A 26,995-nucleotide genomic window follows, 5' to 3' on the forward strand; every position below is an offset into this window, starting at 1 on the left:
CTTTCTTCACGGTGAAAAATCCGGAACTCACACGGATTATGAGCCATTTGATCTCCTCATTCGTCTTTACCATGCCATTCGAAGGCATGGACTGACGAAATAATAACTGGACTCCACACGGCGGCCGGATGACCGAAAAGTTTATATAACCCCTCCTTCTTAAGAAAATACGTACAGTACAAGAAATAAGTGATAAAAATGGCTGAAGTGTCAAGAGCACCTGTAACCAGAGTAGTTAGGGGCACAGGAGCGGAGGGCATGGGCGAACATGCCATTCGTTTACACGAACCGATTCATTCACCTGATACTCTGCGCTACCCAGTGGAATTTCCGTTCGAGTGGTGCCATAAAGGAATTTTCATAGCTAAACTCGAAAAACTATCAGAGGAAGAGCTGGGAGAACTGGCAGAGAAGAACAACGGGACGAAGAATAACTCGATTTGTGCACTTTGTGGTGAATCGAAAGAATTGGAGTATCGGAAGGAATCGGGCAATGTATCCCATCTCATCTGTGAGGATTGTGCTGTCCGTTATGTGCAGAAAGCGCTTGCGTTGCAAAGCCGCGAGACCGGATGATTAACTGGTTGATTGATTGATGGGACGAACGATCTGAGACGTATTAAACGACTCGCTCATTTCATTCGGTCATCAGTCACTACCAGAAACAGCACCGAGATGACCACTACGGCACGTGCACCGGGGAGTACCAATCCCGCCGCGACAAACGCTGATAGATCGTAGTCAGGATCGAGTTCCCGCGCTATCGAGCACTTCACTGCTCACGGACATCCCGCGAGGTAGAGAGCACGTTATTGATTAGAGGATCTCTACGAGCTGGATAGCAAACGTCAGGTCTTCACCCGCCAGCTCGTGATTGGCATCTACCGTTACATTCGTTTCCGAGACCTCGATTATCGTGACGATAATGGGTTCCCCGTTGGTTTGCGTCGCCTGTAACCGCTGGCCGACTTCGGGCTCCATGCCTGCTTGGAGTTGATCGCGGCTGACTTCCCAAACGAGTTCCTCATAATATGGGCCATACGCCTGATCAGCGGGGATTGTAAAGGTCTTTGATTCGCCGAGCTTCATACCCAAGACGCCCTGCTCAAAGCCCGGGATCATCTGACCCTCGCCAAGAGTAAATTGCAGTGGTTCACGTCCGATGGACGAGTCAAATACCGTACCATCCGCCAAGGTGCCCGTGTAATGAACCTTAACGGTATCACCCTCTTTTGCGGTTGCTGTCTTCTCAGCACAGCCAGCAACGAATACCACCAGGACAATTGCTAGTAGTGCTATCACACCTGCTATGGTTTTCTTCTTCATGGTTCTACGTACGTTCACTCACTTCTGATTCCTAATGATCTCCCCAGTACTTAAATCCCCTGCGTCTATACTGCTGTGTCAAATCCCGCCAAACTCTAGCCCCTTTCTTCTCTTTTCTTCTCTTTCCGATTTATGTTCTGCCATAAAGATCATTTCTCGCGCAGCTTCGGCGAATCCAGCCACAGCCCGGATACTTTCGTTTCACCCGCGATCTCCTGGAAGACGACCTTAACGATAACGTCGTCGGGCTCTTGCGTGAAGGTCGCTTTGTAATACACGATCGTGTACTGGTTTTGGCTTTCCACTTTCCAGAATTCCTTAGAGACGTACGCGCCGATCTTTGACTGGATGAGCGCGTTATTCTCGTGGAAGACTGGTTCGGGCAGCGCATTCTTCATTGTGGCGTCGAAATGTTCCGAATACTTTGTGTAATTATCCTCGTTCATCGCCACGAGAATGTTCTCGGTGATCGGGTCTGCGTAGGCTCGGACCTGCTCGACGTCGACTTCTGTCCGGGATAGACAGCCTGCGCAGAGTACCACAGCAAGCGCGACTAGGGCTACGACAATTTCTAAGGATTTATGTTTCATAGTGAGTCGCTCCTTTTAGGTCTATGTTGTGTTGTTATGATAGAATGTGCTACCTTCCTTCATATATTCTTCTGTTTCTGCTTTCGGTTAGATGACGCGTTTTAGCCACTTCTGGGGAAAGTTATAACAGCGCCTCGATCTCCTCATCGGTAAAGCCTAACTGACGAAATACCAGTTTCATGTATTTTGGTGTCAGTTCTCTTTTAGCCATCACCACGGGTGCGCTATACAATCGTCCGTCTTTTTCACGTTCAAATATCGCGTGGCTCGTGCCTCGCTGCCGGACGAATCGAGCACCACCATGTGCAAGAAGCTTGACAAACTTCTTACTAGACATTGGTGGAATTTTCTTATTAGGCACCGGCACGAACCTCAAAGGCTATGGTTTCCGAATATGCCCAGTCATGCGATGGTCGCACGTGCTCGACATCTTCGATGAGGAATTCCCGGAGAATTTCAGGAGGTGCAGGTCGTATTTCAGCCTCAAGTTTGTTCTCTTTTATGTACGCGAGATACTCTTCACAGGCCTCTTGCAGCATCTTCCGTGCTTCTTCGATACTTTCGCCCTGACTGGCTACGTTGAGTTCCAGGCATAACGCCACGTAATACTCTCCCGCCTTTTTGAGTAAGCCCGTTAAGTGCATGGTGCATCACCCGCGGTTTTCAAGCCGCTCATTATTATGAGGTAGGTAATAGTAATAAAATTTGTGGAGCGGCCATTTCAATTGCGCACTCAAAATTTCATAACCCCGTCAATCTCCTCCTGCACCACAATCGTCCTTCTTATTGCCGCTGCTACTTTCATATAATGCACGATTTCCTCCCAAGTTAACTCACGCCCTTTCCGATCCTTCAAATACTTCATCAGCACTTGGTAACCGCCTATTTGGTAGTCCCAGACCGCTTTTGAGATGCCGTCGAAATACTGTGTTTTGTTGAAATACACCCATTCATTCTCCTCGTCGTAGCTGACTTTCTCCACCGTATTCGTCCCGCTCACGGGAAATCCTACGCCCGTCTCGCTCAGCGAAGGATGCTGCAGCAAATGGAGGTCTACCAATTCCTTGCCAAGCGCGCTCAGGTTCTTGAACAGTTCATAATCTGTCGGCAAAGGAACCCGTGGAAAATCTATCTTCAGAAATTCTTCGTAGCGCTTTCGATATGTGGGCGAGTAAAACACCGCGTAGATATAATAGAAAATTGCCTCGGGCGTTAGTTCCGTGCCTAAAGCTTCGGTTATTGCTTTTAAAAACTCTTTAGAGAAATTTGGGGTGCACTCTGGTGCGGAGGTCTTTTCGTCTGTTAGCTTCCTTGTAGTTTTATCGGGATAGAGATAAAGAGGCGCAATATAAGATATTCCAGCTCCGGCTGATTTATTCCCAATACTACACTGATCAATCATTTCTGCTGATACTATGACGGAGAATTCATATTTGGGTGATTGTGGTCTTGTATATAGCAACCCCAAATTTTCATGCAGCATATGCGGCATAACTTCCAGACGAGGCCTGCAAATAAACCCCCTGGAGCGTCCAGTATAGTAGGTATGTTTTATGTCAAACGGACGGTAGAGGACAGGAACGATAAGTTCTCTTTTCAAACCTGACCGTTTTAGGTCATCTTGTGCCAAGGATACTTTCCAATCTTGCGCATCCCTCCCACAGCCGTACTTACTTCTTGCCGTCTCTTCAGGAAGTGCAGCAAAGTCAAGAACGGTTTTCCAAACCTTCTCCGGTGAATCTTGAACCGTTAGTTTATCCCTAGCAGTAACTATCCCAACCGAATTTGTAGGCATGATGTCCGTTATCTTCCAGGAGTTCGCATATTCATCCCAATAGGTGTCCTTAATCGGCACGAAGAAATAGAACGGGCTCTTTGGCTTCAACTCTTCCCACTCAGTGGTTGTTCTGTCATTTCGCAGAAGCCATTTGTACTTATTCTCACGAAGTCCCCACAGGTCAGCATAAAAGACGCGTGCGTTCCGCTCTCCTTTCTCTTTTGTTCCTTTTTTCTTGATAAACAAACCGATGGCAACACCTGGTCGAATGTCAAACACATTCTCGTCTTTGCTGCCGTCAGGACATTTCTCTTTCTTCAACGAGTTACCATGCAAATTCAGAATATAGATTTCGTCGAAGCTCTTCATCAGAGATTGACGCATGCCTCTGAAAGTAGGGTTATCCAGATAGCTGTGATTCGTAATAAACCCTAAAACCCCTTCTCCCGTTCGGTCAATCTTCCACTGGCCGAACCTGATAAACTTCACGTAATCATCCTGAAGCCATTTGGGATTCTTTTCGCCCAGAGGCTTGCCATCGACTTGTTTGTAATCTTCAATCAACCCTAAAATCCATTCTCCTTTGTTCTCAGACATACCAAAATAAGGAGGATTACCAAGGACAACCAGAATCGGCTCCTTTTCCTTCACGTTCATCGCTTCTCGTCCTTCCTCCGTAAGTTGTGGGAGTAAAAGCTCTTGTTCCGGCTCTTTCATCTCCAGCGTATTCGTAAGGTAGAATTGGAATCGTTCATCTTTTGAGAATTCATATTCCCACGCTTCTAACGACATCGCAACCCTGAGATGGCCGATGATGTAGGGAACGACTTGAAGTTCAAACGCATAGAAATCGGCTAAGATATGGTTTTTTATATTCAACGGAATCAAACCACCCATGCGATTGTCCAACAATTCGAACTCTGCTTTTCTAAGGGCTTGTATTATGAATGTTAACGTCCCAGCCGCAGGGTCAAGAAGTTTCAAGCCTTCTTCTGCAAGTCCTTTGCCTTTCCCGAACTTCTCCTTCAACAGGTTGTGAATTGATTTTACAATGTAATCCACCACTTCAGGGGGCGTGTAATAAACCCCTAATTTCGCCCTCTCTTCTGGGTTGTACTCGCCAAGGAAGGTATCATAGAAGTGAATGACGGGATCTCTAGTCCCGTATGTTGCCTCCTTCTCTTGGGTAATAGCTACAACGTCCGTTTTGTTGAGCACATTAAGAATGTCCTCAATAATCCAATTCATTGCTTCTGGCGTATCGGGACCAACGAACGTATGAAAAATATGGTTAAGCAAGGGCACATTTCCAGGAATAAATTTCCATGCGTTCTCTTTGGTTATCTGCTCCTTCCCCGCCATTATCCGAGCTGCAAAAAGACCGTACGTAATCGTTTGAGCATATAAGTCAACAAATCGCTCCTCGGTCAAACCTCCAATAAGTGTTTTTTTGAACACTACGTAAAAGCTCTCCAGAGGTATAGAATCCCTATCTTTCCTTTCAAACACCTCTTTTAAAATCTGCCTCGAAAATCTCGTTTTATCTGCAAGCACAATCGCAAGAGCAGAAGCACTTTGTATCTCCGGTACAGAGAAGCTGCAGAATCTTTCGATAAACTCAAAGAAGGCATCCACGTTCTCAGGAACCGGTGGCTTCACACCTTGTAACGCTGTTGGCGAGCACAAGTCAACTTGCTCTATAAACGCACCGTTGCGGTATCGTCGAAATTCGACGAAGTTTGTCAGAATGAGGTTGGGGAGCGCATCCCGATATCGTTGGATCTGTTCTGTTTTCTCTATCTCACGCAGATTCGAATCAGGCACTTTCGCTTCGATATCGCCAACACGCTCTCCATTTTTACGAATGCTGATGTCTGGAATGCCCACTTCCGTCTTCTTCGGTAAAACGAGCGCTTTTGCCTCCTCCTCTTCTGTGATAAAAAACTGTGAACAATTCTCGAAGAGGTCTTTTAAAGACGGATAAAAGCTCTCTTCTCTAAAGTCGCCCGTTGTGTAAATCTCGTGGAGTTCTTTAAGGTACGTAGCAAGAACTTTTTGGAACTTGTGCCGTTCTGCTTTGTCCATTTCTTCAGAATAACCCTCTCCCTACAATCATAGTTTCCCCTCACATAAGTAAGCTATCTTTGTTGCCACCTGAACAGGTTCAAATTCAGAGTTCTATCCATCCCATCTTTTCTAAAACTCAACCAAAACCACCCGTGCCGGCGCACCGTCGCACCCTTTCAATTTTAAAGGCAGCGCCACCATGAAATACGCGCCCGGCTCGACCCCGCTCAAATCAAGGCTTTCGATGATAATCACGTCGTTCCCGGTTAACAGCTTGTGGACGGGATGCTCGTCCGTCTCGAACTCTTCGATGGAGAGATAATCGATACCCACCACTCGCACGTCGTTTTCCACCAGAAGAGCCGCAGCCGAGTAATCGAGTGACACGTAGTCCTTCGTGAAATCCTCTGACGTAAGCAGCTCTGAATTCCGGGTCTTGAACAGGATCCTTTTGTAGGTCTCGAAATCGATGTTCGCAAGCTCCTGAGCGGTAATCCTATCTTCAACATCCACCTCGACAACCAGCGCCTCACCGATCAAGTCGGACAGGCTTAGCTGATCGATCGTTTCGCCACCCTCGGTAAAGTGGTAGGGTGCATCAATATGCGTGCCGATATGAGAACTGCAGGTCAATCGAGAGAAATTGTATGCATCACCGTTTGCTATTGACCTCTCTTGCCTCAGCTCCACATCCTCATCGTCGATCCACTTCAGCATGCCCGGATAAATGGATACCGAAAGATCATGAATCTTCAGCTTCTTATCGCTTTTCGCCATGACGATCGCCCCCCTCCCCTTCCGTGAGCATCTATTTATGTTGATTTGGTTTAGTTTAGTTTGATCGTACAGTACAGTTTTGATTTCTATCTGATTGATGCTTGAAATGTATTTTGGATTGTGGTGCTCGTTCGGTGCTCGGAATGTTTGCAGTGCACTCTACGAGCCGACAGGTTTATAATCACATTCCCCATTCTTTTTCTCTATGCACGCTGCAGCACTTGTCCAGACGGTACTGCCGATATTCTTGATTATTGCGGTCGGCTACGCAATTGGCATACGCAGGAAAGTAGAAGTAGATATGCAGCCTTTTATCGACCTCATTGTGTATATCGCCGGGCCGTGTCTAATCTTCGCGTCTATCGCACGCAGCGACATCAACCTCACGGATTTTACTACCATTGCCGGCGCCGCGTTGGTGATCGTTCTCATTATGACTTCGGTCGCGTTCCTCATCTTCAGACTGACCGGATCAGCCAAAAAAGGGTTGTATTTACCGCTCGTCTTCGGCAATACGAGCTATCTCGGCTATCCGGTCGCACTGTTCGCCTTCGGCATGGCCGGCCTCTCACGTGCGGTCGTCTTCGACATGATCAATTCACTCGTGATCTTTACTCTCGGCATCTATATCGTCCACCAAAGGAACGAGATTCGGGAAGCGTTCAAGATTCCGCTGCTCCACGCCGTCGTCGTCGGTCTGGCCTTCAATCTCTTACACCTTCAGGTACCGGATGCCATATTCACTCCGATCGAGATGATCGGCATGATCACCATTCCTCTGGCGTTGCTCGTGCTCGGCTATAAACTGACGGAGATAAAGCTAACCGCAGTAAAAGTAGCCGTACTCGCGTCGGTATTCCGGATCCTCGGTGGATTTCTGGTTGCGCTCGCGATAATCGAACTGCTGGCCATCGAAGGTATGGTCCGAGATATCATACTGCTTCAGGCCGCAATGCCCTCGGCCGTCATGGGCATGATTCTGGCTGCGAAATACGACCGGGACGCGTCGCTGGTCGCTTCCGTCGTGCTCATCACTACGGTGCTCAGTCTGATCTCGATACCGCTCATACTCTCGATGCTCTAACTAACTAACGTACCTGCTCCATAGGCTCGTACGGTCAAACGGCAATGAGCCAAGAAGGTTTTTATGCTCCCGCGGCAAACGTCTACTGAGATGAGCAGGGAAATGCAGTGGACCATTAAAGGGCCGTCTTCTCAACCTGGCCCGTCCAGCCGGAAAGTCGCACTATTCCTCTCAGCTTTAATCCTGCTCTCGTTCTTCGTTATCCTTCTCTCCACGCCTGTTCTTGCTCATCCACCCTCACAGATGGCGCTGACATACGACGTTGACACGCAGATGTTAGCGGTTTCGATTATACACTCAGTGTCGGATCCGAGGAGTCACTATGTGGAAAAGGTGGAGATCACAAAAAACGGTGAGCCACTGCTCACGAAGGAGTACACCAACCAGCCCTCAACATCGACCTTTAGCTATACGTATGCAATTGCTGCCAATATTGGGGACGAACTCGAAGTTACCGCGTATTGCAGTCTTTATGGGAGCATCCAAACACAACTAACAGTCACTACGTCTCAGTCGTCAACAACGTCGACCGCGGAGGAGAGCTCTACCGCGACGGCACAATCATCCACATCGGGAACCGCTCAGCCGTCAGCAACGCCGACCGCAGAGGCGACGCCTACAGCAACGGCACAGCCATCACCCACACCTGAACCGTCTCAGCCGTCAGCAACGCCGACCGCAGAGGCGACGCCTACAGCAACGGCACAGCCATCACCATCACCCGAAACGCCTGGCTTTGAGGTTCTCTTCGCGTTAATCGGAGTCTGCGTTGCACTCTATCTTAGTAGGCGCTAAGCTAGGCTGAACTACGCTAAGCGCTGCGACATACCGCTCGCGTCGAGTTCTCGTTGACAGTTTTTCGATAAAATGCTCAGCCTTCTGGGGGAGCACAAATGACTGATTCATGCATAAAGACTCGGGCGAAAAAAAATATAAAAGGTAAAAATTTTTTAGTGTAGTGGAAGGGGTGGCCCGGTCTTCACGCGGCTATCTCTTCCCCTCTCGTTCATTGTAGCACGTATTTGAAGAACATCGCCCAGTTTCTTCCTGCATTGAACTGCGCGCCATCGCCCCAAGCGGTCTCTTCTTGTATTACCACGCCAGTTTCGTTCAGGAGCAGCACTTCAGCATGAGCAGCGATGAAAACGGTGGTGTTTACATCCCAGGTATTGGGGATTTCATAGGTGTAGTCGGTGGTCACACTCTCATTCGAATACTCGAACTGCCCCGGTTGCGGGTTGCCATTCTTCGTCTGCGGAATCGTTTTGTAGCTCGTGTCAACAGCTAGATGTGACTCATTGATAACCCAGCCGTCCGTCGTTTCGTATTTCACGTAAAGCGTAGCGGCATCATTCCAGACGCTGACGGTTCCAACGGTAATATCTTGGCCTGCGGTCAAATTAGTGACAAAGGGATCATCCGCTGTTTGAGCCATTCCAAGTACTGCTGCGAGCATGAGGACTATTACTAACGCTATTCCTGGCGCAAAACTTGTTGCTTTTTTCATCTTCTTCTTTTCACCTCCTATTGTTTTTAGTACACCTCACCTGCCTGCTACGCAGATGACGTAACCGAGATTCTAAGCAGCGGTCTTATATAGTGAACGATTTGGAATATCGCGCAATGCAAACAACACTGCTCAATCCTGCGTCAATTAGTAGACGTGAGATACCGTGAATAAAAGTAGGTGTGCATGTGCCAACCAAGCAGACGATTTGACGGCCTTCTTATTCTCACTGGTGAATTCTTTAAAGGACAAACCAAGATCAGAAAGAGCAGCACGCTTTAACGTTTGTTTACACCCATATCTGTGCGTTTCGAAGAGACTATGTTAGTTCTCTCCCTTACCTCGCTCTAAGGGCTCCTTCGTATCGCTTCATACTCCTATTGGCTGAGTGAGAGAGTAGGAGCACGGACGGCATATTCAAAACCCGCGCCGTTCTCTGCCTATCAGTTATTTCCACAACCAGCCGAACAACCCTTTATCGTCCAGCTCACTCTGGGCTACCTGCTGTAATCTCGTCTGTTCCTGCTCCACATTCTGTATTTGCTCCTGCAGTATAGCCCGCACTTCTTCGTCACAATCACACTCTTCCTGCAATTGCTGAAGCTCGCGAATGCGGTCTTGATTCTGAATCACCTGTTGCGCTATCTCCTGCGCGGCTGCTTCATCGCCGCCGGCGAAGAACCGTACGATGGTATTCCTTAACTGTATGCGCTCTTCTGCTCGAATCGTTGCTTGTACAGACGTATTAAGTTCTTCGGCAATTTGGGAAACCTGGGGACCTATACCGCCCACTAACTCCTCCATTGCAAACAAAGACTGAACGGCCAATCGCACTCTATTTTGATTTTGGTATACCAGTTGCTGATGCTCATCTAACGCTTGTAGTTCCTGGTTCATCTCTTGCTCTCGCTGCTGTACCAGCTCGTGCAGTTCGCTTACATTTTGAGCGCGCACCTCCTCCTGCTGTTGAACGCGAATCGTCTCGTTTTCGCCTATATTTTGTGTCTCCTGTTGCACCTGTTCCTGCTGAACTTGTTCGGTTCCAGGACTGGTTTCATTTAAGCCCGCCTGTTGGCCTTGCGGGGTGCTGCCCTGTCCCGATTCATTTACTCCTGCCTGTTGACCCTGCTCAGAGCCCTGACCCGCCTCTTGTAATTCAGGATTCAGGATTTCCGTTCCGGGTTCGTGAATACCACTCTGACCAACAGCCAGAGAAACCACTGAGGTGAGCACAATTAAAACCACAACCAACAGAATTGCTCGTTTCATACTATTAACATACGTTTTCAAGAATATAAAGATGTGCTCCGTTTAGGGTTGCTCGGCCTGAAAAACGGCTCTTTTAGCTTTCCAAGCCCCTACAGCTCTCGCATACGGAGTTTGTGCCGTAAGCCAGCCGAATCGTCGCGCGGCAACAAGAGTCTGGGTATTTATGATAGCTTTTTATCACTGTATCCTAACTAACGTATAGGTGATGAGCGCGGGGCAGTAGGGTAGCCAGGTTTATCCTCGTGGCTTTGGGAGCCATGGACCCCAGTTCAAATCTGGGCTGCCCCATCAATCAAGGAAATTTCAACAGGAAAGAAAATATTTACCAAAAAGAAGGTACTTATCCAAAAACGCTTTTTCTGATAGGGTTTAATAAAACGAACGGGATTAAGAAAAACTAAACTCGTCAGAGTGGTTTCTTGCCCGTAACCTTTATACTCGCAATCGAAGTGCCAAGCTCTTCCAACTCCTCCGAGGGTATGTTCTCCTCGTTGATCAGTGCCTTTGCCGTTTGATCGTTTGCCATGCAGCGAAGAGGGAAAGAGGACTCGTCGAGTATTGTAACGTCCTGAAAGCCCGCTTTCTGTATCGTGTTAATATATGCATCCTTCATGATCGCGCCAGAAAGGCAGCCGATATACGCATCAATAGAATTTTTTATGAACTCGGGGAGCTCTTTCAACAGCACGATATCCGACACCATCAGCCGTCCACCGGGTCTTAGTACCCTGTACGCCTCGTTAAATACCTGTTCCTTGTCGGGCGAGAGGTTGATAACGCAGTTCGAGACGATCACATCAATGGAATTGTCAGCAGCAGGAAGATGTTCTATCTCGCCCAGCCTGAATCCCACATTCACGTATCCGCCTTTATGCGCGTTCTCCCGGGCTTTGTCGATCATTTCGGGTGTCATGTCCACTCCAATGACCTTTCCCGTCCTTCCCACGCGCAGTGCGGCAAGGAACGAATCGAATCCCGCGCCTGAGCCAAGATCCATAACGGTTTCTCCAGCCCGTAACGAAGCCAGCGCGATCGGATTCCCACACCCGAGGCCAAGATTCGCACCCTCAGGAACGGATTTGAGTTCTTCATCCGTGTAGCCTACCTTCTTGCTGATGTCCTCGGCAAAGTCCGCACCGCCGCAACAGGTCACCGGAGCACAACAGGAGCGCTCCTTCTTTGCTATTTTCGCGTAGCCTTCCCGTACCGCTTTCTTTATCACTTCCTTGCTCATTTCCGCTCGCCACTAATCTCATCGCACTACTCATAGATAAAATTTCACTTGCCGATAGCGCTCTCAGTTCATTTGATTTGGACCGCCCCATAACCAGCCGACAAGTGGCGGAACCAAGCAGAGATTCGCCATCATCGTTTCGAGGGCAGTATAAACGTGCGTCGTAGGACTGAACCCAAGAGACGAGCACCAAGAAACCCACGGGAACGATAAGAATAGAATGAGGGCCAAACTGGCGAGCGTTACGAAAAGGAATGCAAACAGCAAAGCTTCACGAAACTTTCTCATTACCTCTTAAGTTTTTTTATCTTCAAAAAATTTTCACTCCTAAAGTCTGGCACTTTCGAGACTTCTGGAGCAAAGCCAAGTTCAGGGCAAATTTTTTTATATCCTGGAGATGATACAGTAAACCAAGGCAGGTGATAAAAATGAGTGGTAAAAAGCACGTTGCCGTAGAAGAGGCAAAGGAAATTGGTGAAACGTTGGGGATTACGTGGGATACGTTCGATGTAGATCAATTCAGGCGAGGTATGGATGTGGAGTTGGAGCACGGTTCCCGCGATCCCGCAACAAATGTGACCAATGACGACCTTTTGACGACGGGAAAAATCGCGTTGGCGCACCTCAATGAGTTCCCGGACTATTACGATCGGCTGGAGAAGATGGAGCAAGAAGCGGAGAAGTTTTGGGCAGAGAAGGAAAAATAGCCTTTACGCTCGCAGGGCACGAGATAACGCGAAGGACGTAAGATTTGCTCTTTCTATTCAGCCGCAAAAACCGGCTTGAGTCCAGATGACTGAGCGCGCGAAAACGAGGAACGAGCCTGCCGGTTCATACTAGTGACGTTCTCGTTAACGCGTTCTTTCGCGCAGCGCAATTCTTTGGTTGAAGAGAAACGGTTTCATTCAGAAGAATCTCTCTAAACAAACCTCTTCTTTGGGAACAAGATAACCTGTGCTAAAACAAGAACCTTCTCGTTAGGTATTTTCTTCTTAAAGAGCGATAGTTATACAGAAAAAGGGATGCGTGATACACTGAGATGAGGAGGTGAGAAGTAATGGAACCAGATATTGGTGCAGTTTTAGGACAATTTGATTCTATTAGAGACCATACAAGACAGATTCTACAACGTATAGGACGTGGCGGTTGGGTTGATTATACCGAGGAGGGAAAAATCCTTGTTGAAGAATATACTGATGCTAAAATGCAGTTTGAAAGAATAAAGGGTAAACAAAAGTTTAAAGTGACTCTCCTGGATATAGAATGGATACCATCAGGATGGGCTAAGGAAAAAGCACTCCTTAGAAGAACTGAGATAGAATGCAGTAAAGCTATTGGCGCTTTAGGAAGTATAGGCACTCCTTTACCTAAAGACGAATTGGACAAACTTTCGGCGCTCAGGGAGGAATTGGAAAAGCTATCCAAAGTATTGCCTGATATAAACTACGAAAGAAACTTAAGCGAGGCAATAGATGAATACGTAAAAGGAGATTATCTTGCATCAGCATTAATCTCCGGTCGTGTTATTATTTACGCTCTAAATCAAATCCCTAGAAAATCTGATGAGGAAAAAGTGAAATTTTTGCTCGAGAAAAAGATTGTAGAGGAAAACAGAAAAGACATCCACGAAGCGATAATAAAAGCGAGTAGAAAAGCAAGGAATTTCTTCTCTCACGATATCAAAGTAATCCCAACGCCATCTGAAGCACATTCATTATTGGGTGAATCCATTGGAATTCTAGACGTGGTTAGCAAAGTCTTGAAGGATGAGGAATACCTTCATAAATAATGGGGGCCAAGAAACTCGTAAAGGTGTAAGAATGAAAGAAGAAATAGACTTCTCCTTATTCTCCCCTACCGATTACCGGTATGCCGTGGCTGATTTACGGGCTTACCTCTCCGATGAGGCGTACGTTACGTATAAAGCGAAGATAGAAGCGGCGCTTGCTCAAGTATTCGAGAGCAGAGGCCTGTTAAAGCACGAGTTGTGCGAGGAGATCGTGGCTGCTACGAAAGCAATCACCGCAGAAGAGGTATACGACGAGGAGCAGAAGACGAAGCACGACATCCGTGCGCTGGTTAACGTTATCAGGAGCAGGGTAAGCGACGAGGCGAAACCCTTCGTGCATCTCGGTGCGACCTCGTATGATATCGTGGATACTGCGAATGCGCTCCGATACAGAGACGCCGTGCTGAACGTCATTATTGAGGATATGCTCGCCCTTGAGCGAACGTGGATAAAGCTGGCACGGCGTGAGAAAGACACGCTTCAGATTGGGCGGACGCACGGCCAGCATGCCGAGCCGATCACCTTCGGGTTCGCACTCGCGCAGTACGTGAACCGCTGGGGTTCCTCGATAGAACGGGTGAAAGAATCGAGTGTGAACCTCGTCGGCAAATTCTCCGGTGCCGTCGGCGCGTATAATGCGACCTCTTTGTTAATCGACGATCCCGAAGCGTTTGAACAGGAAGTGCTCGCTCTGCTTAACATCAAACCTGCACCAATATCCACCCAGATCGTGCCGCCGGAGCCGATGGCTGATTTCGTTCATGCAGTTATCAGCAGCTTCTCGGTCCTGGCGAATTTCTGCGACGATATGCGGCACCTTCAGCGCAGTGAACTCAGCGAGGTGATGGAGCGCGTGGCGGCGGAGCAGGTCGGCTCGTCAACGATGCCGCACAAGCGAAACCCGATCGGGTTCGAGAGCGTGAAGAGCCTCTGGAAGAAGTTCATGCCGCAAACCATAACCATGCACCTCGATCAGATCTCCGAACATCAACGCGACCTCACAAACTCGGCATCGCAGCGCTACATCCAGGAACTCCTCGTAGCGTTTGACTACTGCATACGCAAGCTAACGCAAATTTCCGAGCGGTTAGAAGTGGATCGCGAGCGGATGCAGGCGAACTTTTCGCGAGCAAGTGATAACATTATTGCCGAGCCACTGTATATTCTGCTCTCGTACTACGGGCATCCGGACGCGCACGAATACGTGCGTAAAAAGAGCTTCCAGGCTTATAAAGAGCATAAACCGTTGAAAGAACTTATCGAGGCGGACCCCGAAATAGCGGAGTATTTAGAACGATTTACGAGCGAGCAGCGTGAGTCGGTGTTCAACCCAGAGAAGTACACGGGCAAAGCGGCGGAGAAGGCGGAGGAGATCGCGAGTTACTGGGAGAAGAAATCAACTTAACTTCCATATAGGTGAGTCGATTACAAGAAGAGTGGTCATTTGGATTCTATGTAGTTTATAAACGTCTTTAAAACATCCTCTGAAAGTACTAAACGCCTATCAAAGCTTTCAACTAATCTTTCCGATACACTATCTTGAAAATATGCTCCGTAAACTCGCTTTCCTGTTAAATCCTTTATCGATTTTATTAAATCAACATAATCATCGTCTCCTCCTAAAAGAAGTGCAATTTCGTAATGATTTAGAAATGCTTTTGTTATCATATCGATTGCTAATAGGACATCGACACCTTTTTGGCGAGGTTTATTACCTTTAGTTTTTATCAATCGCCCAAGTTTAACCTCATAATTACTGTTATTTCTTATGTACTTGAAATACTCCTCTTGTTCGTCATACTTTGGATCTCTAGGCTCCACTATTGCATCATACCAATAAACTCTAATTAATTCCGGATGGATGAGCCGTTCCAGAATAAACCCATTAAGGCTGAGAGCTAATGAAGCAAAATTTATGTCATCGTGGCCGAATACCTTTTTAACTTCCGCTCTAAGGTACCCTCCATCTATGAATATCATTACAGGGCGATATGATGGAGTTGGACCCGTTGTGACAATATGCCCCATTTTGATTTTCCTCTAAATTCTGTCTTACCTTTCTTGTATAAATATTCATGTATCATTTATTTCGATTTTGATCAAGTATTCGAAAAACTTACCCTACACCCGCCACAGCGGCAGATAAAAGAGCAGAAACGCCAGTATCATCAACGCGATCGCTAAGAGTATCACTACTTTTACCGCGCCAAGATCCGAGCCAAAAATGATGGGGATCGGTCCGATCATAATGACGCCGCCGCCACGCACGCTGGGTTCTGGTTTCTCCATGCCTCCTGTCTTCCAGCTCTGATACGTTATGCTGAACACCCCAGCAAGGATGACCAGCATCCCTATGAACACGATCAGGAACCCTACAGTAATGAGTTTCATCGGCTGTTAGTGACTCTTTTTGTTATATCATTTGTCATCACGCGTTGTTAAATCTTTATTTTGCGATTGTCTCGCGCATTGTTCTAGGTGCACATCGACAGCCGAAGGTTATTACCGATAAAAAATGAAAGGTTTAATTGCCAGAGGAGGGGAGGTGGAACTCGTCGCCGGGAAGCGGTCATGGATGGGAGCGCATATGGAAGAGTACGATGGAGAAGATAGGGGTTTAAGTGTTGCGGCTTCTACGGTTATGTGCCTGCAGTGCGGTGTAAAGGTGCAAAATCGAATTGGTAATAATTTGAATGGAACAGGAGGTTGAAAAGAGAATGGAGATCTGTAAATTCCCGTATATAAACGAGACGGCGGGAAATGTCAGGAGGATCAACGAGGAAGCGGTCAGGAAACTGCTCGATAATTTACGGGAAGCAGATTGCCTCGTACTTGCCGCCGAGGGGCGATCTAAAGCCGCGCTTCGCATTGGCATCAGCCAGATTGACAAAGAAGTGAAATTCGTGGAGGATATTGATTTCCCGGGGCGGAATCTGCTGGAAGCCGCGCCGGTCTTGCAGAGCAGATATGAGAAAATCAGCCTGGTGATCAATACGAGCAGCGGAAGGACCACCACACCAACGGTAATCGCGGAGGATCTGGCAGGGTATATCGATACGCACGATGCGGCCCATAAGCAGTTTTCCATCGATGTCGTTACATCCAAACTGGACTCGGCAATCGGGCAATTAGGTGAGCGATACGGAACGATGCTGGAGCTCAGCGGCCCTAAAACTCGCACCAAAACTGCGGATTGGGTGCTTGAGCAGGGCATAATGAACGACGTCTACGAGCTGGGGAGTATGGTGCTGTTCCAGAAGCTCAAAGAGGCGATAAATGGAGGCCGTGACCATCAGTGGGTAATAGACGAGACAAACAAGGAGATGGAAGTGGTAGGCGAGATAATTAATCGGTACGTCGATTCCGAGGTCTACCAGAGCTTGGCGGAGAAAATGAGCACACGCGGTCATGTTACCGTTGGCGGTCGTGGCCCGGCGAAGAACGTGGCGGAGATGACGGTTATCCGGTTACAGCACGTGAAACGCGCAATGGGGGATCAAGCGTATTTATCAGGGGAATTAGCGCCCAAGCCCCGACGCGGCGACTGCCTCTTGCTCGTCTCCTGGAGTGGCGAGAACAAGCCGCTTTCCGCGTGGCAGCATAAGTATGAAAGCTCAGGAGCTGTCACTTTCTCGATCGTGGGCAATAAATCAACCCTTTCTAAAGCCACTGATAGCATTATCATTGAAAGCCCTTCAACTCAGTTTTATCTCCGTGCTGCCTTCCTGTTGAGCCCACTACCGCTGTTGCTGGTAGCGAACCTGGAGAAAGAGGGTTTTGGTCTGCCTCCTGAAATTATGAATTGGTATCACAGCTCAACCGAATAAATAAGTACGTACCGTACGCCAGCCACACCATTCACCCGCAGAGGTTCATCACGCCTCGCGCCGCGAGTATGCCCGTAGCCGCTGCGTTAACGATGTCTCGGGACAGTCCGGTACCGTCTCCCGCGGCAAAGAGCTTTTTCACCGTCGTCTCCATATTCCCATCCACTTTCGTCCGCATCGCGTAGAACTTTATCTCCGGCGCGTAGAGCAGCGTCGAATCCGACGCGACGCCTGGGATGATCTCATTCAGCTTCTCCAGCCCTTCTATAATGTCCATCGTGATTCGATGCGGCAGCGCCATGGAAATATCGCCGGGCGTTACATCCGTGAGTGTATTCCGCACTAAATTCCGCTTTATACTCGTCCATGAGGACCTTCTCCCGCGTCGTAAATCGCCCATTCGCTGTATTATCGGCTTTCCACCGCCGATCGTGGTCGCCAACTTCGCGATCGACCGTCCGTACCGTGTAGTATTTTCTACCGGTTCCGTCAGCCCGACTCGCACGAGGAACGCGAAATTAGTGTTCTCTGACTTCTTGGACTTCAACGAATGACCGTTTACACCGATAAAATCTACGTACTCCTCTTTAACCACGAAACCGTGCTCGTTGGTACAGAACGTCCGTGTGAAATCGTCGTACCGCTTTGTCCGTATATGGAACTTCGGGTCGTGGTTTATTCTCGTCACCGGATCCATGGTGATCGCCGGCACCTCTACCCGCACACCAACGTCAATATCCACGTATTCCGCGTCGATTCCATGCTTCTTGATGATTTTATCGACCCAGGTCGCACCCACTCGCCCGGGCGTTAAGAGCGTGCATCCGCCCTTTATTGTATCGCCGGCCTCGGTTATCACGCCCCGGCATACCTTTGCCCTTTTCTTTCCCCCGTCTTCTTCCGCTTCTATAAGCAGGTCAACGACGTGCGTATTGAGCATAAACTCGATGCCGTGCGCAACCAAATCGTCTTTAAACGCTTCTATCACTGCTTGCGTTTTGTCAGACCCGATATGCCTCTGATTGATCTCGATAAAACTCGCGCCGACCGAAGCGGCTCGCCTCTTCAGCTTCTCTATATCCTCCTCAGTACCGTTATAAAGCTCGTCCGGCATACCGTACTTGAGGAAGACCGCATCCACATCCCTCACGAGCTGCCATGCAGTTTCGTTATCGCAGAATTCGGCAAGGTTACCACCAACATCCGGTCGGAGATTGAGCGTGCCGTCGGAGAACGTTCCGGAACCGCCTACGCCGCACATGATGTTGCATTCCTTACAGTGCTGACAATAGCCGACCTCTTCCACAAAGCACCGTCTCTCCTTGACGTCCTTGCCCTTCTCGATGATCAAAACTCGTTTCTTCTGGCCTTCACGCCCTAGCCATCTATCTTTCAGCTCGTTCGCCGCGAATAAGCCTGCAGGGCCTGCTCCAACTATAATAACATCATAAAAATCCTCGTTCATCGTTCCGTGCGTGCAATCAACGGGCCGGGAGGGATTTGAACCCCCGACGGACAGGTTAAGAGCCTGCTGCTCTACCTTTCTGAGCTACCGGCCCATCTTTATATACGCACACCAGTACTTAAATTTACTCCAACTTGTAATAAGTATACTTTTAGCGCACGGTGAGAAGGAACGGGAAAATCACTCAGAAATCAAGCAAAGAGAGCTGCTTTTTCCTCCCATATTCACGTTCCTGTTCTAACTCGGACCCGTCGCCTCGCTCTCGCGTATCCACGCCTGTATCTGCCGTTAGCTGGATGGCACCGTATTTGCCGCCGCCACCGGGTAGTATCCGTATTTTCCCGCCTCTAAACGCGCGTATCGCTTCTACCACACGCTCCAGCGCGGTCGCGTTGAACTCGAAATGCGCGCCCTCAATGGAATCGAGCGGCGTGTCGATCAACACGGTGACTTCGGTGCCGAATTCCGCCAAGAGCGATTCCCAGATCTGCTGTACCGTTTTTGAACTCGGTGATTTCTGTACTGCTAACCCGACCACTTCAGCCAGCGGTATCAGATGCAGATACGGCGGACGATGCTCTGGATGCGTGCCATCGCAATTTGCAAGCTCGTTCACTCGGTCCCGCACCCCTTTCTTTATCAGACCGCCGCAATCGCATCGCCATCGTCTCGCAATGGCCTCGGCAAGCGAATAATGTGTATAGCAGCGGATACACGCGCTTTCGTTGTACTTGCCCTCCTGCGGTGGGAATCCGACGTTAAGCACGGATTTCCGTCCTCTTTCGCGTTGTATCGCCGCTTTCAACTCTAAAAAGCTCAGGTCCTCCATCTGGAATCGGTTAAACTCCCTCGCCAATCGGATCGGGTACGGCGAATGCGCATCCGAGTTCGTCAAGAACGTAAGATCGCGCAGCTCCTCTATGCGATCGGCATACGAAGAATCCGCGCTCAGCCCCAGCTCCACGAAGGAGAGATAGCCCGCCATATCGCTGTAGCAGTCCGTGAGCGAATCATGATACGCGTACAACGCGGTCCAGGGCGTGAAGGCATGACAGGGCCCTATAAGCGCTCCTGCATCACGTGCATGCTCTGCTATCTCCGCTCCGCTCAGTCGCAGCGACGGTCTGCCGTCAGAATCGATATCCGGCGAATACGGTCTAAACGATTCGTACAACTCCTCTGCCTTCGAGATCGCAGGCACGATGAGCAGATGGTGCACCCGCCTCAAATCCTCCACCTCCACGGTAAGCACGAACGCCGTAGTTACGGCCCCGCCGGTTTCGTCCACGGTGCCTGCGGGTTTAAAGAAAAAGACGCCGTCCTGCTCCTCAAGCTCCTGCACTTCCTGTAACCATTTCGGATGCAAGCAGTCGCCCGTACCGAGGAGCTGTATCCCTTTCCGCCGCGCTTCGGCAGCAAGAGTCGGCAAATCCATTCGGGGCGAAGTAGCAGCCGAGAAACGGGAATGGATATGTAAATCAGCGTTAATATTCATGTTCGTTCAATAGCGGGGGATGGATTCGAACCACCGATCTCCGGGTTATGAGCCCGACGGGATCTCCTAACTACCCTACCCCGCTCATGTAGGCGCTCTTGTTATAAGAAAAGAGGAGTTATAAATATAAATTTGCAATATCAGAAATTCGAGCATCAGGCGAACTCAAGAATGTTGCCAGTGTAAGCAAGGTTTTTATACCCCTAGTTTATATGAGGTTTCATGATGAAAATGGAAGATACGTTAGTGAAGGACGCGCATGTGCTTCTGCATCCTATACGGTTCAGGATTGTGGAGCTGCTGGCGGAGAAGCCACTACACATAAACGGGATAAGCAAGGCGATGGGCGAAGAAAGACGACTTGTTTCTTACCATCTGCTGACGCTGGAGGAGTATGGATTTGTGAACAGCAGGTACGAGATATCGGAAGCGCCGAAGTCGAAGGGGAAAGCGATACGGAAATACTGGGTGACCGACAAAGTAGACCAAGTGATTTCAGAGATTAAGAAGATCTGAGTCACGACAAAGGAAGGACTATCTTCCTATCACCTACTGATCTCTCCTCTTTACCCTTGTAGAGAGGTACGTATAGAGGCATGATCCTGTCAAATTATGCGAAAGGTGGGCACTCCTGCCTTTTCCTCTTTCTTTTTTTGTCCGTGTACCCGCTCGCTTGTGGTGCCTGGAAAAGTATAACGGAATTTTAACAAAAGCGGTTACATAACATAACTACGGTATATGAAGCCAGCAACATCATACGTCACCACCCGCAACTTAAACGTGGATACGTAATCGACGCGTTTTTGGAAGACAAGACGGCTAATGGTTACTGTATAACAAATCAGAAATTTAGATTGGAGATCGAGCAAATGTGCAGTATAATCGGCGTTTTTAACACTGAGAGATCGGTAGAGCTAGTGCTTAAGGGCTTAGAAGTACTGAAGGCTCGAGAAGATGCTGAGTTTGGGATTGGCACTGATAACGGCGAGTATTTTGCGACGGAGTTGCAGACTTTGGAACAGGGGGTAACACAGGAGAGTAACAATTGCATCGCGTGTTGCTCCTGTAAACCTGTTCGTTCGAGTAACCTGATAGAAGGCGGGTTTGTGGCAGATGCGGAGCTGTACAATGTGGACGAATTGAGAGCGAAATATCATGCTGCAGGCGAGAAGAGCCATGAAGTACTCCTGGGATTGTTAGAACGTTTCGTAGGTGCGCACGAATCGGAGCTGAAGGGAGATTATCCAGTTTTAAACGAGATAGACGGAGCGTATGCTTGGGCTTATTGGCTGCGTGAAGCCACGAATGGCGGGGTGTTATACCTGGCCCGTGACATGTTAGGATTGCGCCCGCTCTGGTTCGCGCATGTTGATGGCTTTGCATTTGCTTCGGAAAAGAGAGCTTTAGAAGCTATGGGCTATCCTCATGCGATCGAACTCGACCCGAGGATACTTTTACGATACCGCATCAAAGATGACCGGTTGCGGTTCCTGAAAAGAGATTCATTTTCCACGGTGCCGGAGCTAACGGAGGATAAGGATGAGCTAAAGGAAAAATTGCCCGCGTTACTGCGAGCGAGTATCCAGCGGAGATTACCACGCGGCGAGAAGGTGGGCGTGCTCTTCTCCGGTGGGTTGGATTCCACGCTTATCGCGTACCTCTGCAAGGAGTTGGATGCCGATTTCGTTTGCTATACGGTCGCAGTTGACGAGCCGGGCATGAAGGAAGCCGAGGATTTGCGCTATGCGACGCGTATTGCTGCTGATTTGGGGTTGCCAGTAGCACTGAAGAAAATCGGAGTTGACGATGTTGAGCGGTACCTTAAAGAGGTTGTTCCACTGATTGACGATACGGATGGCGTGAAGATAAGCGTGGCGGTGCCGTTGTATGCCGCGTGTGAGATGGCGAACGAGGACGGCATAAATACGGTTTTCAGTGGTCTCGGCACCGAAGAGCTCTTCGCGGGCTATGAGCGTCATAAACGCGTGAAAAAACGAGAGGCTGTGAACAAAGAATGCCTCACCGGTCTTTTGAGTATGCATGAGCGGGACCTGTACCGTGATTACATGGTGGCGAAGGCGCACGGGATCTCGTTGCGGGCACCGTTTTTGGCTCCGGACCTCGTGGCGTATGCGTTACGGATACCTGCGGCATATAAGCTAGCAGGCGATACGGATAAGGCGATTTTACGCGAGATAGCGTGCGATCTTGGTTTGAAGGACGTTGCGGGCAGGAAGAAGAGGGCGGTGCAATACGGCGCGAACGTGGTGAAGGGGATCGAGAAATTAGCGAAGCGGAACGGCTACCGGTACACGCGCGATTACCTGCGGACGTTTTATCCCGCACGGGATCTCAAGCTGGGCAGCCTGTTCAGCTCTGGTAAAGATAGTACGTTTGCACTCTGGCTCATGCGAAAGGCTGGCTATCCAGTGGACTGTTTAATCACCATAAAGAGCCGGAATCCTGAATCGTACATGTTCCACACGCCTGCGGTGGAGTTAGTGGAACTGCAAGCCGAAGCGATTGGCTTACCGCTCGTGCTGCAAGAAACTGCGGGCGAAAAGGAGAAGGAACTGGAGGATCTGCGAGCTGCGTTTCGAGAAGCAAAGGCGACATACGGCATAAAAGGTGTTATTACTGGCGCGTTATGGAGCACGTATCAAAAAGAACGCATCGATCGAATAGCCAGGGAAGAGGACCTCGCCGTGTTCTCTCCGCTGTGGCACAGCAATCAGGAAACGGAGATGCGGCTCGTCGTCTCTCATTTCGAACTGATGTTCACAGGTATCAGTGCGTACGGGCTGGACAAGAGCTGGCTTGGCCGGAGGATAATGATGCAAGACATCGACCGCTTAGTGGCATTGGACAAGAAGCTCGCGAGACGTGGCGACCAACTTTCTTCCCGGTTCGACGGGTTGAACATAGCAGGCGAAGGCGGTGAATTCGAATCGTTGGTGCTGGACGGGCCTCTGTTCAAGAAACGGCTGGTCGTTGAGGAGCGTGAGATCGTGGAGGCGGACGCGTATACCGCACGATTGGTCGTGAAGGCGGCGAAGTTGGTAGAAAAGCAGATTTACTGAGGATAGAGTAAACGAAAGTTGATTTGTATACGATGCGTTGACAGGATGCTCGTTCATACTCGTTCTGAAAAATTCTCAAATAGGCTAAAAGGCGAATTGAACTTTTTAAAATCGTGGGTTCTACTATATGTGAACCTAAGTAAACTAACCCCGGAGACAGAGCTATGGCTACGGACAAGAATGAAATATTGCTGAAGGTCAATCAGGTGTATCATCCGCCACGGCACGTTGTGGAGGCGGCGTTTATCAAACCTGACGAGTACGAGACGTTGTACAAGGAGTCAATAGAAGACCCGGAAGGATTCTGGGCACGGATCGCAGAGGACGAGTTGTACTGGTTCCAGAAGTGGGATTCGGTCCGTGACGGGGAGCACCCCTATTACCGCTGGTTTGTAAACGGGAAACTGAACATCACGTACAACTGTCTTGATCGACACGTGAACGCGGGCAAGCGGAACAAGCTTGCGTATATCTACACGAACGAAGAGGGTGAGGAAGTGAAAGTGACGTACGGCGAGCTCTTGGAGCTGGTCTGCCGGTTTGCCAACGGTTTGAAGTCGCTCGGCGTGAAGACAGGTGATCGCGTCTCGATCTACATGCCGCTCATCGTGGAGCAGGTGGTGGCGATGCTCGCGTGTGCACGCATTGGCGCTATCCATTCGGTCGTCTTCGGCGGGTTCAGTGCCTCGGCGCTGCGGATGCGGATCGAAGAGGCGCACGCGAAGGTAGTGATTACAGCGTCGTGGACGAAACGACGCGGTAAGAAGATCGATTTGAAGTCTTCCGTTGACGAAGCGGTCGAGGATTTACCGTTTGTCGAGAAGGTAATTGTGGTGCAGCGGGAAGGGAACGGTTACGAACTCGTGGAGAAGGAGATCGATTTCCACGAGTTGATACGAAGCCAGTCGCCATGCTGCGAGCCGGAAGTAATGGATGCCGAGGATCCATTGTTTATCCTTTATACGTCGGGCACGACGGGAACGCCGAAGGGCGTGCTCCATACAACCGGCGGGTATAACGTCTACACGCATTACACCACGAAGATCAATTTCGATTTGCACGAGAATGATATTTACTGGAGTACCGCAGATCCCGGTTGGATCACCGGCCATAGCTATCTGGTCTATGGCCCCTTGTCGGTCGGCGTGACTTCGGTGCTGGTGGAGGGCGCGCCTGACTATCCCGATCCAGGGCTCTGGTGGTCTATCATCGACCGGTACGGCGTGAATATCTTTTACACCGCGCCGACGGCGATACGCTCGTTCATGAAATACGGCGAGGAGTGGCCGGGGAAGTACGATCTCTCTTCTTTAAGGATACTGGGCAGCGTTGGCGAGCCATTGAACCCAGAAGCATGGCTCTGGTTCTATGAGTACATCGGGAACAAGAACTGCTCGATCGTCGATACCTGGTGGCAGACGGAGACCGGCGGGCATTTAATAACAACCATACCCTCGTATGCGGCGAAGCCGGGCAAGGCGGGCAAGCCGTTCTTCGGCGTCGTTGCCGACGTGGTAGACAAGCAAGGACAAGCAGTCGATCCCAATACCGTGGGGCATCTCGTTATCAAGGCGCCGTGGCCTTCCGGACTGAGAACCTGCTGGAACGCGCCGGAGCGCTACGAAGAGTACTGGAACACGATCGCACCGTACTATTTAGCGGGCGACCTTGCGACGAAAGACGAGGACGGCTATATCATGATCCTAGGGCGGTCGGACGATGTGCTTACGGTTTCGGGACACCGGATCGGCACCGCGGAAGTCGAAAGCGCGCTGGTCTCGCATCCTGCAGTTGCGGAGGCTGCGGTGATCGGGAAGCCGCACGAGCTCAAGGGCGAGAGCATCAAGGGGTTCCTCATCATTATACAAGGAGAGAATCATTCGGAGAATATGATAACAGATATCAAGCTCCACGTGCGCCGTGAGCTGGGCGCGCTGGCGGTGCCTGATGAATTGGAGATCGTGGAGTCGCTGCCGAAAACGCGAAGCGGGAAGATCATGCGGCGCGTGCTCAAGGCGCAAGAGCTCGGTATGGACATCGGGGATATTTCGACGTTGGAAGATTGAGACTCTAGAGCCGATAAGATCCTAGAAGCGGAAAGAGAATTAAGAGATGAAGTACAGATAGTTATTCATGTAGGACTATAGTTCATTACATTCACGAAAATGTAGATAGATTGCTTGAAAATATTTAGATAATTACAATCTATCTCAACCATCATCTTACATGGTATATGTTATATTCTATTAATCTTCCTTTGTATCTTCTTTTCTTCGTTCCCAGAGCATAGAATCTATTCGAACTATAAACAGCATTTTGTATCTGTTTTTTGGTTATTCTGTAGTTATAATGGTTAGCAATTTCCTTTAATCCAATTACAGTCCTAGGACCATGTCTTTTAATTATCTCCTCAACTATTTCAACAATTAGTTTATTGCTTCTAACTTCAGTAGGTTTAGTTTGCCTTTTTAGCCATTTAATTTGTGTAGTGGGATGAACATAAACTTCATCTTTTTGTATTCTTTTCTCTTCATACTTTGTTTCTTCATATTTTATCAGTCCTTTTTGCTCCCGCTTGTATTCTTTTTTCAAATCATTTAGAGCGAGAAGAGATTTTATTATTTTCACTATTAATCCAAAAATTATCGGGGGAATTCCTGTTATAAGCGTAGATATACCTTCTGCCCCTTCAAATATATCTAATAAACTTCTAAAAGTCGATACTTTATCCTCTTCACTGGGGGAATATTTTTTTGTTTCAAAATTTTTAATAACTGTGATATACTGCATAATTTTTTGTTTCTTTTCAAGTGGCGCATATTTGTATTGTATTTCTAAAAGTTCCCTTACTCTAACTATCTGCTTTCTGAGTTTAATAATTTTTAGTTGTTCTATCTCAGGAATTTTATCAATGTCAGAATCATTAAAAGCCTCACTTAGTGAACCCCTCCCTCTTTTGTATTTCACTATGTATTCATCTATTTTATCTATTTCATTAGGCTCTCTGACTAAAGATGAAAGGCGTATAATCTCCCTCTGCATATCCTTGATACTTTCTGCACATTCTTCAAGTTCTCGAAACTCCATACCTTCTAACAGTTTTCCAATGCTCTTAATATACGATTCATTAATTAATGGGAAATCCCTCCAAATCTGATCTAGATAAGTTCTTGCTTTGCTGACTTTATCCTTATTCTCTCCTGAAAATGATTTCTCAAATCTCTTTAAAACCGACAAATAAAAATTAACTATTTCCTTTTCTTCAGTATTGATAAGGCATTTTTCCGTGATAACTTCGCTTTCTTTATCTAAAAATTTAATAAGATTTATTATGAAAACTTCTGTTATAGTCTCTTTTCCGATTCCATAGCAAACATACTCTCCCTTTTGTGTTAACCTAGTTTTATCTCTTGTATCACTATAAAAAAATCTAAAGGAATCTTTGTATTGGTCGTAATCTATAACAAACTTTTCGTTATTAGCCAATTCTAATTTTAGTGCCTGTATCTTTGAATATTCATCAAAAAAATTTTTTATATTCACTTTGTATTGTCTGTCACCTTCAGTGCGATTTATAACAATATCCCCCGTTACGCTAGTTGTGAACTTCCCAAAAGAATCTGAAGTATGCAACTTTACCATTAAATCCCTATCTCTTTTCTCGAAGGATAATTTATCCATATAATCTATTAATTGATAGGGAAAATA

27 protein-coding genes and 3 tRNA genes are annotated in these 26,995 nt (G+C 48.3%); 12 read left to right on the forward strand and 18 right to left on the reverse strand.

The window, feature by feature from the left end:
- Nucleotides 1-198 precede the first annotated feature (198 nt).
- On the forward strand, nt 199-576 hold the full coding sequence (locus tag JW878_00165) for a hypothetical protein (GenBank protein MBN1761481.1): 378 nt from the start codon (nt 199-201) through the stop codon (nt 574-576).
- A 56-nt stretch (nt 577-632) separates the two neighbouring features.
- On the opposite strand, the gene JW878_00170 is transcribed toward JW878_00165, so the two are convergent.
- From JW878_00170 to JW878_00200, 7 genes are all read right to left on the reverse strand, one after another.
- A complete protein-coding gene (locus JW878_00170; GenBank protein MBN1761482.1) occupies nt 633-776 on the reverse strand; it encodes a hypothetical protein in 144 nt (47 codons plus the stop codon).
- A gap of 40 nt (nt 777-816) precedes the next feature.
- Nucleotides 817-1,326 (reverse strand): peptidylprolyl isomerase, encoded by a 510-nt coding sequence (locus tag JW878_00175; protein ID MBN1761483.1) that lies wholly within the window; start codon nt 1,324-1,326, stop codon nt 817-819.
- Nucleotides 1,327-1,475: 149 nt separating this feature from the next.
- Nucleotides 1,476-1,916 (reverse strand): DUF3887 domain-containing protein, encoded by a 441-nt coding sequence (locus JW878_00180; protein ID MBN1761484.1) that lies wholly within the window; start codon nt 1,914-1,916, stop codon nt 1,476-1,478.
- A 121-nt stretch (nt 1,917-2,037) separates the two neighbouring features.
- Entirely contained in the window at nt 2,038-2,253 is a 216-nt protein-coding gene (locus tag JW878_00185; GenBank protein MBN1761485.1) for a type II toxin-antitoxin system HicA family toxin, read from the reverse strand.
- A gap of 16 nt (nt 2,254-2,269) precedes the next feature.
- A complete protein-coding gene (locus JW878_00190; GenBank protein ID MBN1761486.1) occupies nt 2,270-2,560 on the reverse strand; it encodes a type II toxin-antitoxin system HicB family antitoxin in 291 nt (96 codons plus the stop codon).
- Between the two features lie 89 nt (nt 2,561-2,649).
- Entirely contained in the window at nt 2,650-5,778 is a 3,129-nt protein-coding gene (locus JW878_00195; GenBank protein ID MBN1761487.1) for an N-6 DNA methylase, read from the reverse strand.
- A 111-nt stretch (nt 5,779-5,889) separates the two neighbouring features.
- Nucleotides 5,890-6,516 carry a cyclase family protein gene (locus JW878_00200; protein ID MBN1761488.1) on the reverse strand — a complete coding sequence of 209 codons (627 nt, stop codon included), beginning with the start codon at nt 6,514-6,516 and terminating at the stop codon, nt 5,890-5,892.
- Nucleotides 6,517-6,742: 226 nt separating this feature from the next.
- Here JW878_00200 and JW878_00205 point away from each other — a divergent pair, with 226 nt between their 5' ends.
- Both JW878_00205 and JW878_00210 read left to right on the forward strand, forming a co-directional pair.
- Nucleotides 6,743-7,621: an AEC family transporter gene (locus JW878_00205; protein ID MBN1761489.1), complete on the forward strand. Its 879-nt coding sequence runs from the start codon at nt 6,743-6,745 to the stop codon at nt 7,619-7,621.
- A 90-nt stretch (nt 7,622-7,711) separates the two neighbouring features.
- A complete protein-coding gene (locus JW878_00210) occupies nt 7,712-8,416 on the forward strand; it encodes a hypothetical protein (protein MBN1761490.1) in 705 nt (234 codons plus the stop codon).
- A gap of 211 nt (nt 8,417-8,627) precedes the next feature.
- On the opposite strand, the gene JW878_00215 is transcribed toward JW878_00210, so the two are convergent.
- Together JW878_00215 and JW878_00220 are read right to left on the reverse strand one after the other, a co-directional pair.
- The gene (locus tag JW878_00215) at nt 8,628-9,128 is read right to left on the reverse strand and encodes a hypothetical protein (protein MBN1761491.1); all 501 of its coding nucleotides are present in this window, start codon (nt 9,126-9,128) and stop codon (nt 8,628-8,630) included.
- Between the two features lie 447 nt (nt 9,129-9,575).
- On the reverse strand, nt 9,576-10,397 hold the full coding sequence (locus JW878_00220; protein ID MBN1761492.1) for a hypothetical protein: 822 nt from the start codon (nt 10,395-10,397) through the stop codon (nt 9,576-9,578).
- 213 nt (nt 10,398-10,610) lie between these two features.
- Here JW878_00220 and JW878_00225 point away from each other — a divergent pair.
- Nucleotides 10,611-10,685 (forward strand) — tRNA-Pro (locus JW878_00225).
- Between the two features lie 118 nt (nt 10,686-10,803).
- Here JW878_00225 and JW878_00230 read toward each other — a convergent pair.
- Nucleotides 10,804-11,631: an arsenite methyltransferase gene (locus JW878_00230; protein MBN1761493.1), complete on the reverse strand. Its 828-nt coding sequence runs from the start codon at nt 11,629-11,631 to the stop codon at nt 10,804-10,806.
- Between the two features lie 63 nt (nt 11,632-11,694).
- Nucleotides 11,695-11,919, reverse strand: coding sequence for a hypothetical protein (locus JW878_00235; protein ID MBN1761494.1), 225 nt, complete (start codon nt 11,917-11,919; stop codon nt 11,695-11,697).
- A gap of 140 nt (nt 11,920-12,059) precedes the next feature.
- Here JW878_00235 and JW878_00240 point away from each other — a divergent pair, with 140 nt between their 5' ends.
- The 3 genes from JW878_00240 (at nt 12,060) to JW878_00250 (ending at nt 14,825) form a co-directional block, all read left to right on the forward strand.
- Nucleotides 12,060-12,338, forward strand: coding sequence for a hypothetical protein (locus JW878_00240; GenBank protein ID MBN1761495.1), 279 nt, complete (start codon nt 12,060-12,062; stop codon nt 12,336-12,338).
- A gap of 350 nt (nt 12,339-12,688) precedes the next feature.
- Complete coding sequence (locus JW878_00245; protein ID MBN1761496.1) at nt 12,689-13,420, forward strand: hypothetical protein; 732 nt, start codon at nt 12,689-12,691, stop codon at nt 13,418-13,420.
- A gap of 31 nt (nt 13,421-13,451) precedes the next feature.
- Nucleotides 13,452-14,825 carry an adenylosuccinate lyase gene (locus tag JW878_00250; GenBank protein ID MBN1761497.1) on the forward strand — a complete coding sequence of 458 codons (1,374 nt, stop codon included), beginning with the start codon at nt 13,452-13,454 and terminating at the stop codon, nt 14,823-14,825.
- Between the two features lie 35 nt (nt 14,826-14,860).
- Here the strand turns inward: JW878_00250 and JW878_00255 are convergent, their stop codons facing one another.
- Complete coding sequence (locus JW878_00255; protein MBN1761498.1) at nt 14,861-15,448, reverse strand: NYN domain-containing protein; 588 nt, start codon at nt 15,446-15,448, stop codon at nt 14,861-14,863.
- Nucleotides 15,449-15,541: 93 nt separating this feature from the next.
- A complete protein-coding gene (locus JW878_00260) occupies nt 15,542-15,811 on the reverse strand; it encodes a DUF131 domain-containing protein (GenBank protein ID MBN1761499.1) in 270 nt (89 codons plus the stop codon).
- A 124-nt stretch (nt 15,812-15,935) separates the two neighbouring features.
- Here JW878_00260 and JW878_00265 point away from each other — a divergent pair, with 124 nt between their 5' ends.
- On the forward strand, nt 15,936-16,130 hold the full coding sequence (locus JW878_00265; protein MBN1761500.1) for a hypothetical protein: 195 nt from the start codon (nt 15,936-15,938) through the stop codon (nt 16,128-16,130).
- A 7-nt stretch (nt 16,131-16,137) separates the two neighbouring features.
- Complete coding sequence (locus JW878_00270) at nt 16,138-17,247, forward strand: hypothetical protein (protein ID MBN1761501.1); 1,110 nt, start codon at nt 16,138-16,140, stop codon at nt 17,245-17,247.
- A gap of 31 nt (nt 17,248-17,278) precedes the next feature.
- Here JW878_00270 and JW878_00275 read toward each other — a convergent pair whose 3' ends face one another.
- The 4 genes from JW878_00275 to JW878_00290 form a co-directional block, all read right to left on the reverse strand.
- Nucleotides 17,279-18,712, reverse strand: a complete 1,434-nt coding sequence (locus JW878_00275) for an NAD(P)/FAD-dependent oxidoreductase (GenBank protein MBN1761502.1) — start codon at nt 18,710-18,712, stop codon at nt 17,279-17,281.
- A 20-nt stretch (nt 18,713-18,732) separates the two neighbouring features.
- Nucleotides 18,733-18,806: transfer RNA gene (locus JW878_00280), tRNA-Lys, on the reverse strand.
- Nucleotides 18,807-18,896: 90 nt separating this feature from the next.
- A complete protein-coding gene (locus tag JW878_00285; protein MBN1761503.1) occupies nt 18,897-20,207 on the reverse strand; it encodes a TIGR00375 family protein in 1,311 nt (436 codons plus the stop codon).
- 10 nt (nt 20,208-20,217) lie between these two features.
- Nucleotides 20,218-20,292: transfer RNA gene (locus tag JW878_00290), tRNA-Met, on the reverse strand.
- 137 nt (nt 20,293-20,429) lie between these two features.
- Between JW878_00290 and JW878_00295 the strand changes: the two genes are divergently transcribed.
- From JW878_00295 to acs, 3 genes are all read left to right on the forward strand, one after another.
- A complete protein-coding gene (locus JW878_00295; GenBank protein ID MBN1761504.1) occupies nt 20,430-20,723 on the forward strand; it encodes a winged helix-turn-helix transcriptional regulator in 294 nt (97 codons plus the stop codon).
- Nucleotides 20,724-21,010: 287 nt separating this feature from the next.
- Nucleotides 21,011-23,287 carry a diphthine--ammonia ligase gene (locus tag JW878_00300; GenBank protein MBN1761505.1) on the forward strand — a complete coding sequence of 759 codons (2,277 nt, stop codon included), beginning with the start codon at nt 21,011-21,013 and terminating at the stop codon, nt 23,285-23,287.
- Between the two features lie 164 nt (nt 23,288-23,451).
- Nucleotides 23,452-25,353: an acetate--CoA ligase gene (gene acs, locus JW878_00305; GenBank protein MBN1761506.1), complete on the forward strand. Its 1,902-nt coding sequence runs from the start codon at nt 23,452-23,454 to the stop codon at nt 25,351-25,353.
- A gap of 151 nt (nt 25,354-25,504) precedes the next feature.
- On the opposite strand, the gene JW878_00310 is transcribed toward acs, so the two are convergent.
- Nucleotides 25,505-26,968, reverse strand: a complete 1,464-nt coding sequence (locus JW878_00310) for a hypothetical protein (GenBank protein MBN1761507.1) — start codon at nt 26,966-26,968, stop codon at nt 25,505-25,507.
- Between the last annotated feature and the right edge of the window lie 27 nt (nt 26,969-26,995).

It is taken from the genome of Methanomicrobia archaeon (genome assembly GCA_016930255.1).
In the GTDB taxonomy this organism is placed as follows: Archaea; Halobacteriota; Syntropharchaeia; order Alkanophagales; family Methanospirareceae; genus JACGMN01.

What these genes read in the sequence shown, in the direction of transcription:
- JW878_00165 (MBN1761481.1), top strand. Translation starts at nt 199, where the DNA reads ATGGCTGAAGTGTCAAGAGCACCTGTAACCAGAGTAGTTAGGGGCACA.
- JW878_00175 (MBN1761483.1), bottom strand. Translation starts at nt 1,326, where the DNA reads ATGAAGAAGAAAACCATAGCAGGTGTGATAGCACTACTAGCAATTGTC.
- JW878_00180 (MBN1761484.1), bottom strand. Translation starts at nt 1,916, where the DNA reads ATGAAACATAAATCCTTAGAAATTGTCGTAGCCCTAGTCGCGCTTGCT.
- JW878_00185 (MBN1761485.1), bottom strand. Translation starts at nt 2,253, where the DNA reads ATGTCTAGTAAGAAGTTTGTCAAGCTTCTTGCACATGGTGGTGCTCGA.
- JW878_00190 (MBN1761486.1), bottom strand. Translation starts at nt 2,560, where the DNA reads ATGCACTTAACGGGCTTACTCAAAAAGGCGGGAGAGTATTACGTGGCG.
- JW878_00195 (MBN1761487.1), bottom strand. Translation starts at nt 5,778, where the DNA reads ATGGACAAAGCAGAACGGCACAAGTTCCAAAAAGTTCTTGCTACGTAC.
- JW878_00205 (MBN1761489.1), top strand. Translation starts at nt 6,743, where the DNA reads ATGCACGCTGCAGCACTTGTCCAGACGGTACTGCCGATATTCTTGATT.
- JW878_00210 (MBN1761490.1), top strand. Translation starts at nt 7,712, where the DNA reads ATGAGCAGGGAAATGCAGTGGACCATTAAAGGGCCGTCTTCTCAACCT.
- JW878_00215 (MBN1761491.1), bottom strand. Translation starts at nt 9,128, where the DNA reads ATGAAAAAAGCAACAAGTTTTGCGCCAGGAATAGCGTTAGTAATAGTC.
- JW878_00220 (MBN1761492.1), bottom strand. Translation starts at nt 10,397, where the DNA reads ATGAAACGAGCAATTCTGTTGGTTGTGGTTTTAATTGTGCTCACCTCA.
- JW878_00230 (MBN1761493.1), bottom strand. Translation starts at nt 11,631, where the DNA reads ATGAGCAAGGAAGTGATAAAGAAAGCGGTACGGGAAGGCTACGCGAAA.
- JW878_00235 (MBN1761494.1), bottom strand. Translation starts at nt 11,919, where the DNA reads ATGAGAAAGTTTCGTGAAGCTTTGCTGTTTGCATTCCTTTTCGTAACG.
- JW878_00240 (MBN1761495.1), top strand. Translation starts at nt 12,060, where the DNA reads ATGAGTGGTAAAAAGCACGTTGCCGTAGAAGAGGCAAAGGAAATTGGT.
- JW878_00245 (MBN1761496.1), top strand. Translation starts at nt 12,689, where the DNA reads ATGGAACCAGATATTGGTGCAGTTTTAGGACAATTTGATTCTATTAGA.
- JW878_00250 (MBN1761497.1), top strand. Translation starts at nt 13,452, where the DNA reads ATGAAAGAAGAAATAGACTTCTCCTTATTCTCCCCTACCGATTACCGG.
- JW878_00255 (MBN1761498.1), bottom strand. Translation starts at nt 15,448, where the DNA reads ATGGGGCATATTGTCACAACGGGTCCAACTCCATCATATCGCCCTGTA.
- JW878_00260 (MBN1761499.1), bottom strand. Translation starts at nt 15,811, where the DNA reads ATGAAACTCATTACTGTAGGGTTCCTGATCGTGTTCATAGGGATGCTG.
- JW878_00265 (MBN1761500.1), top strand. Translation starts at nt 15,936, where the DNA reads ATGAAAGGTTTAATTGCCAGAGGAGGGGAGGTGGAACTCGTCGCCGGG.
- JW878_00270 (MBN1761501.1), top strand. Translation starts at nt 16,138, where the DNA reads ATGGAGATCTGTAAATTCCCGTATATAAACGAGACGGCGGGAAATGTC.
- JW878_00275 (MBN1761502.1), bottom strand. Translation starts at nt 18,712, where the DNA reads ATGAACGAGGATTTTTATGATGTTATTATAGTTGGAGCAGGCCCTGCA.
- JW878_00285 (MBN1761503.1), bottom strand. Translation starts at nt 20,207, where the DNA reads ATGAATATTAACGCTGATTTACATATCCATTCCCGTTTCTCGGCTGCT.
- JW878_00295 (MBN1761504.1), top strand. Translation starts at nt 20,430, where the DNA reads ATGATGAAAATGGAAGATACGTTAGTGAAGGACGCGCATGTGCTTCTG.
- acs (MBN1761506.1), top strand. Translation starts at nt 23,452, where the DNA reads ATGGCTACGGACAAGAATGAAATATTGCTGAAGGTCAATCAGGTGTAT.
- JW878_00310 (MBN1761507.1), bottom strand. Translation starts at nt 26,968, where the DNA reads ATGGATAAATTATCCTTCGAGAAAAGAGATAGGGATTTAATGGTAAAG.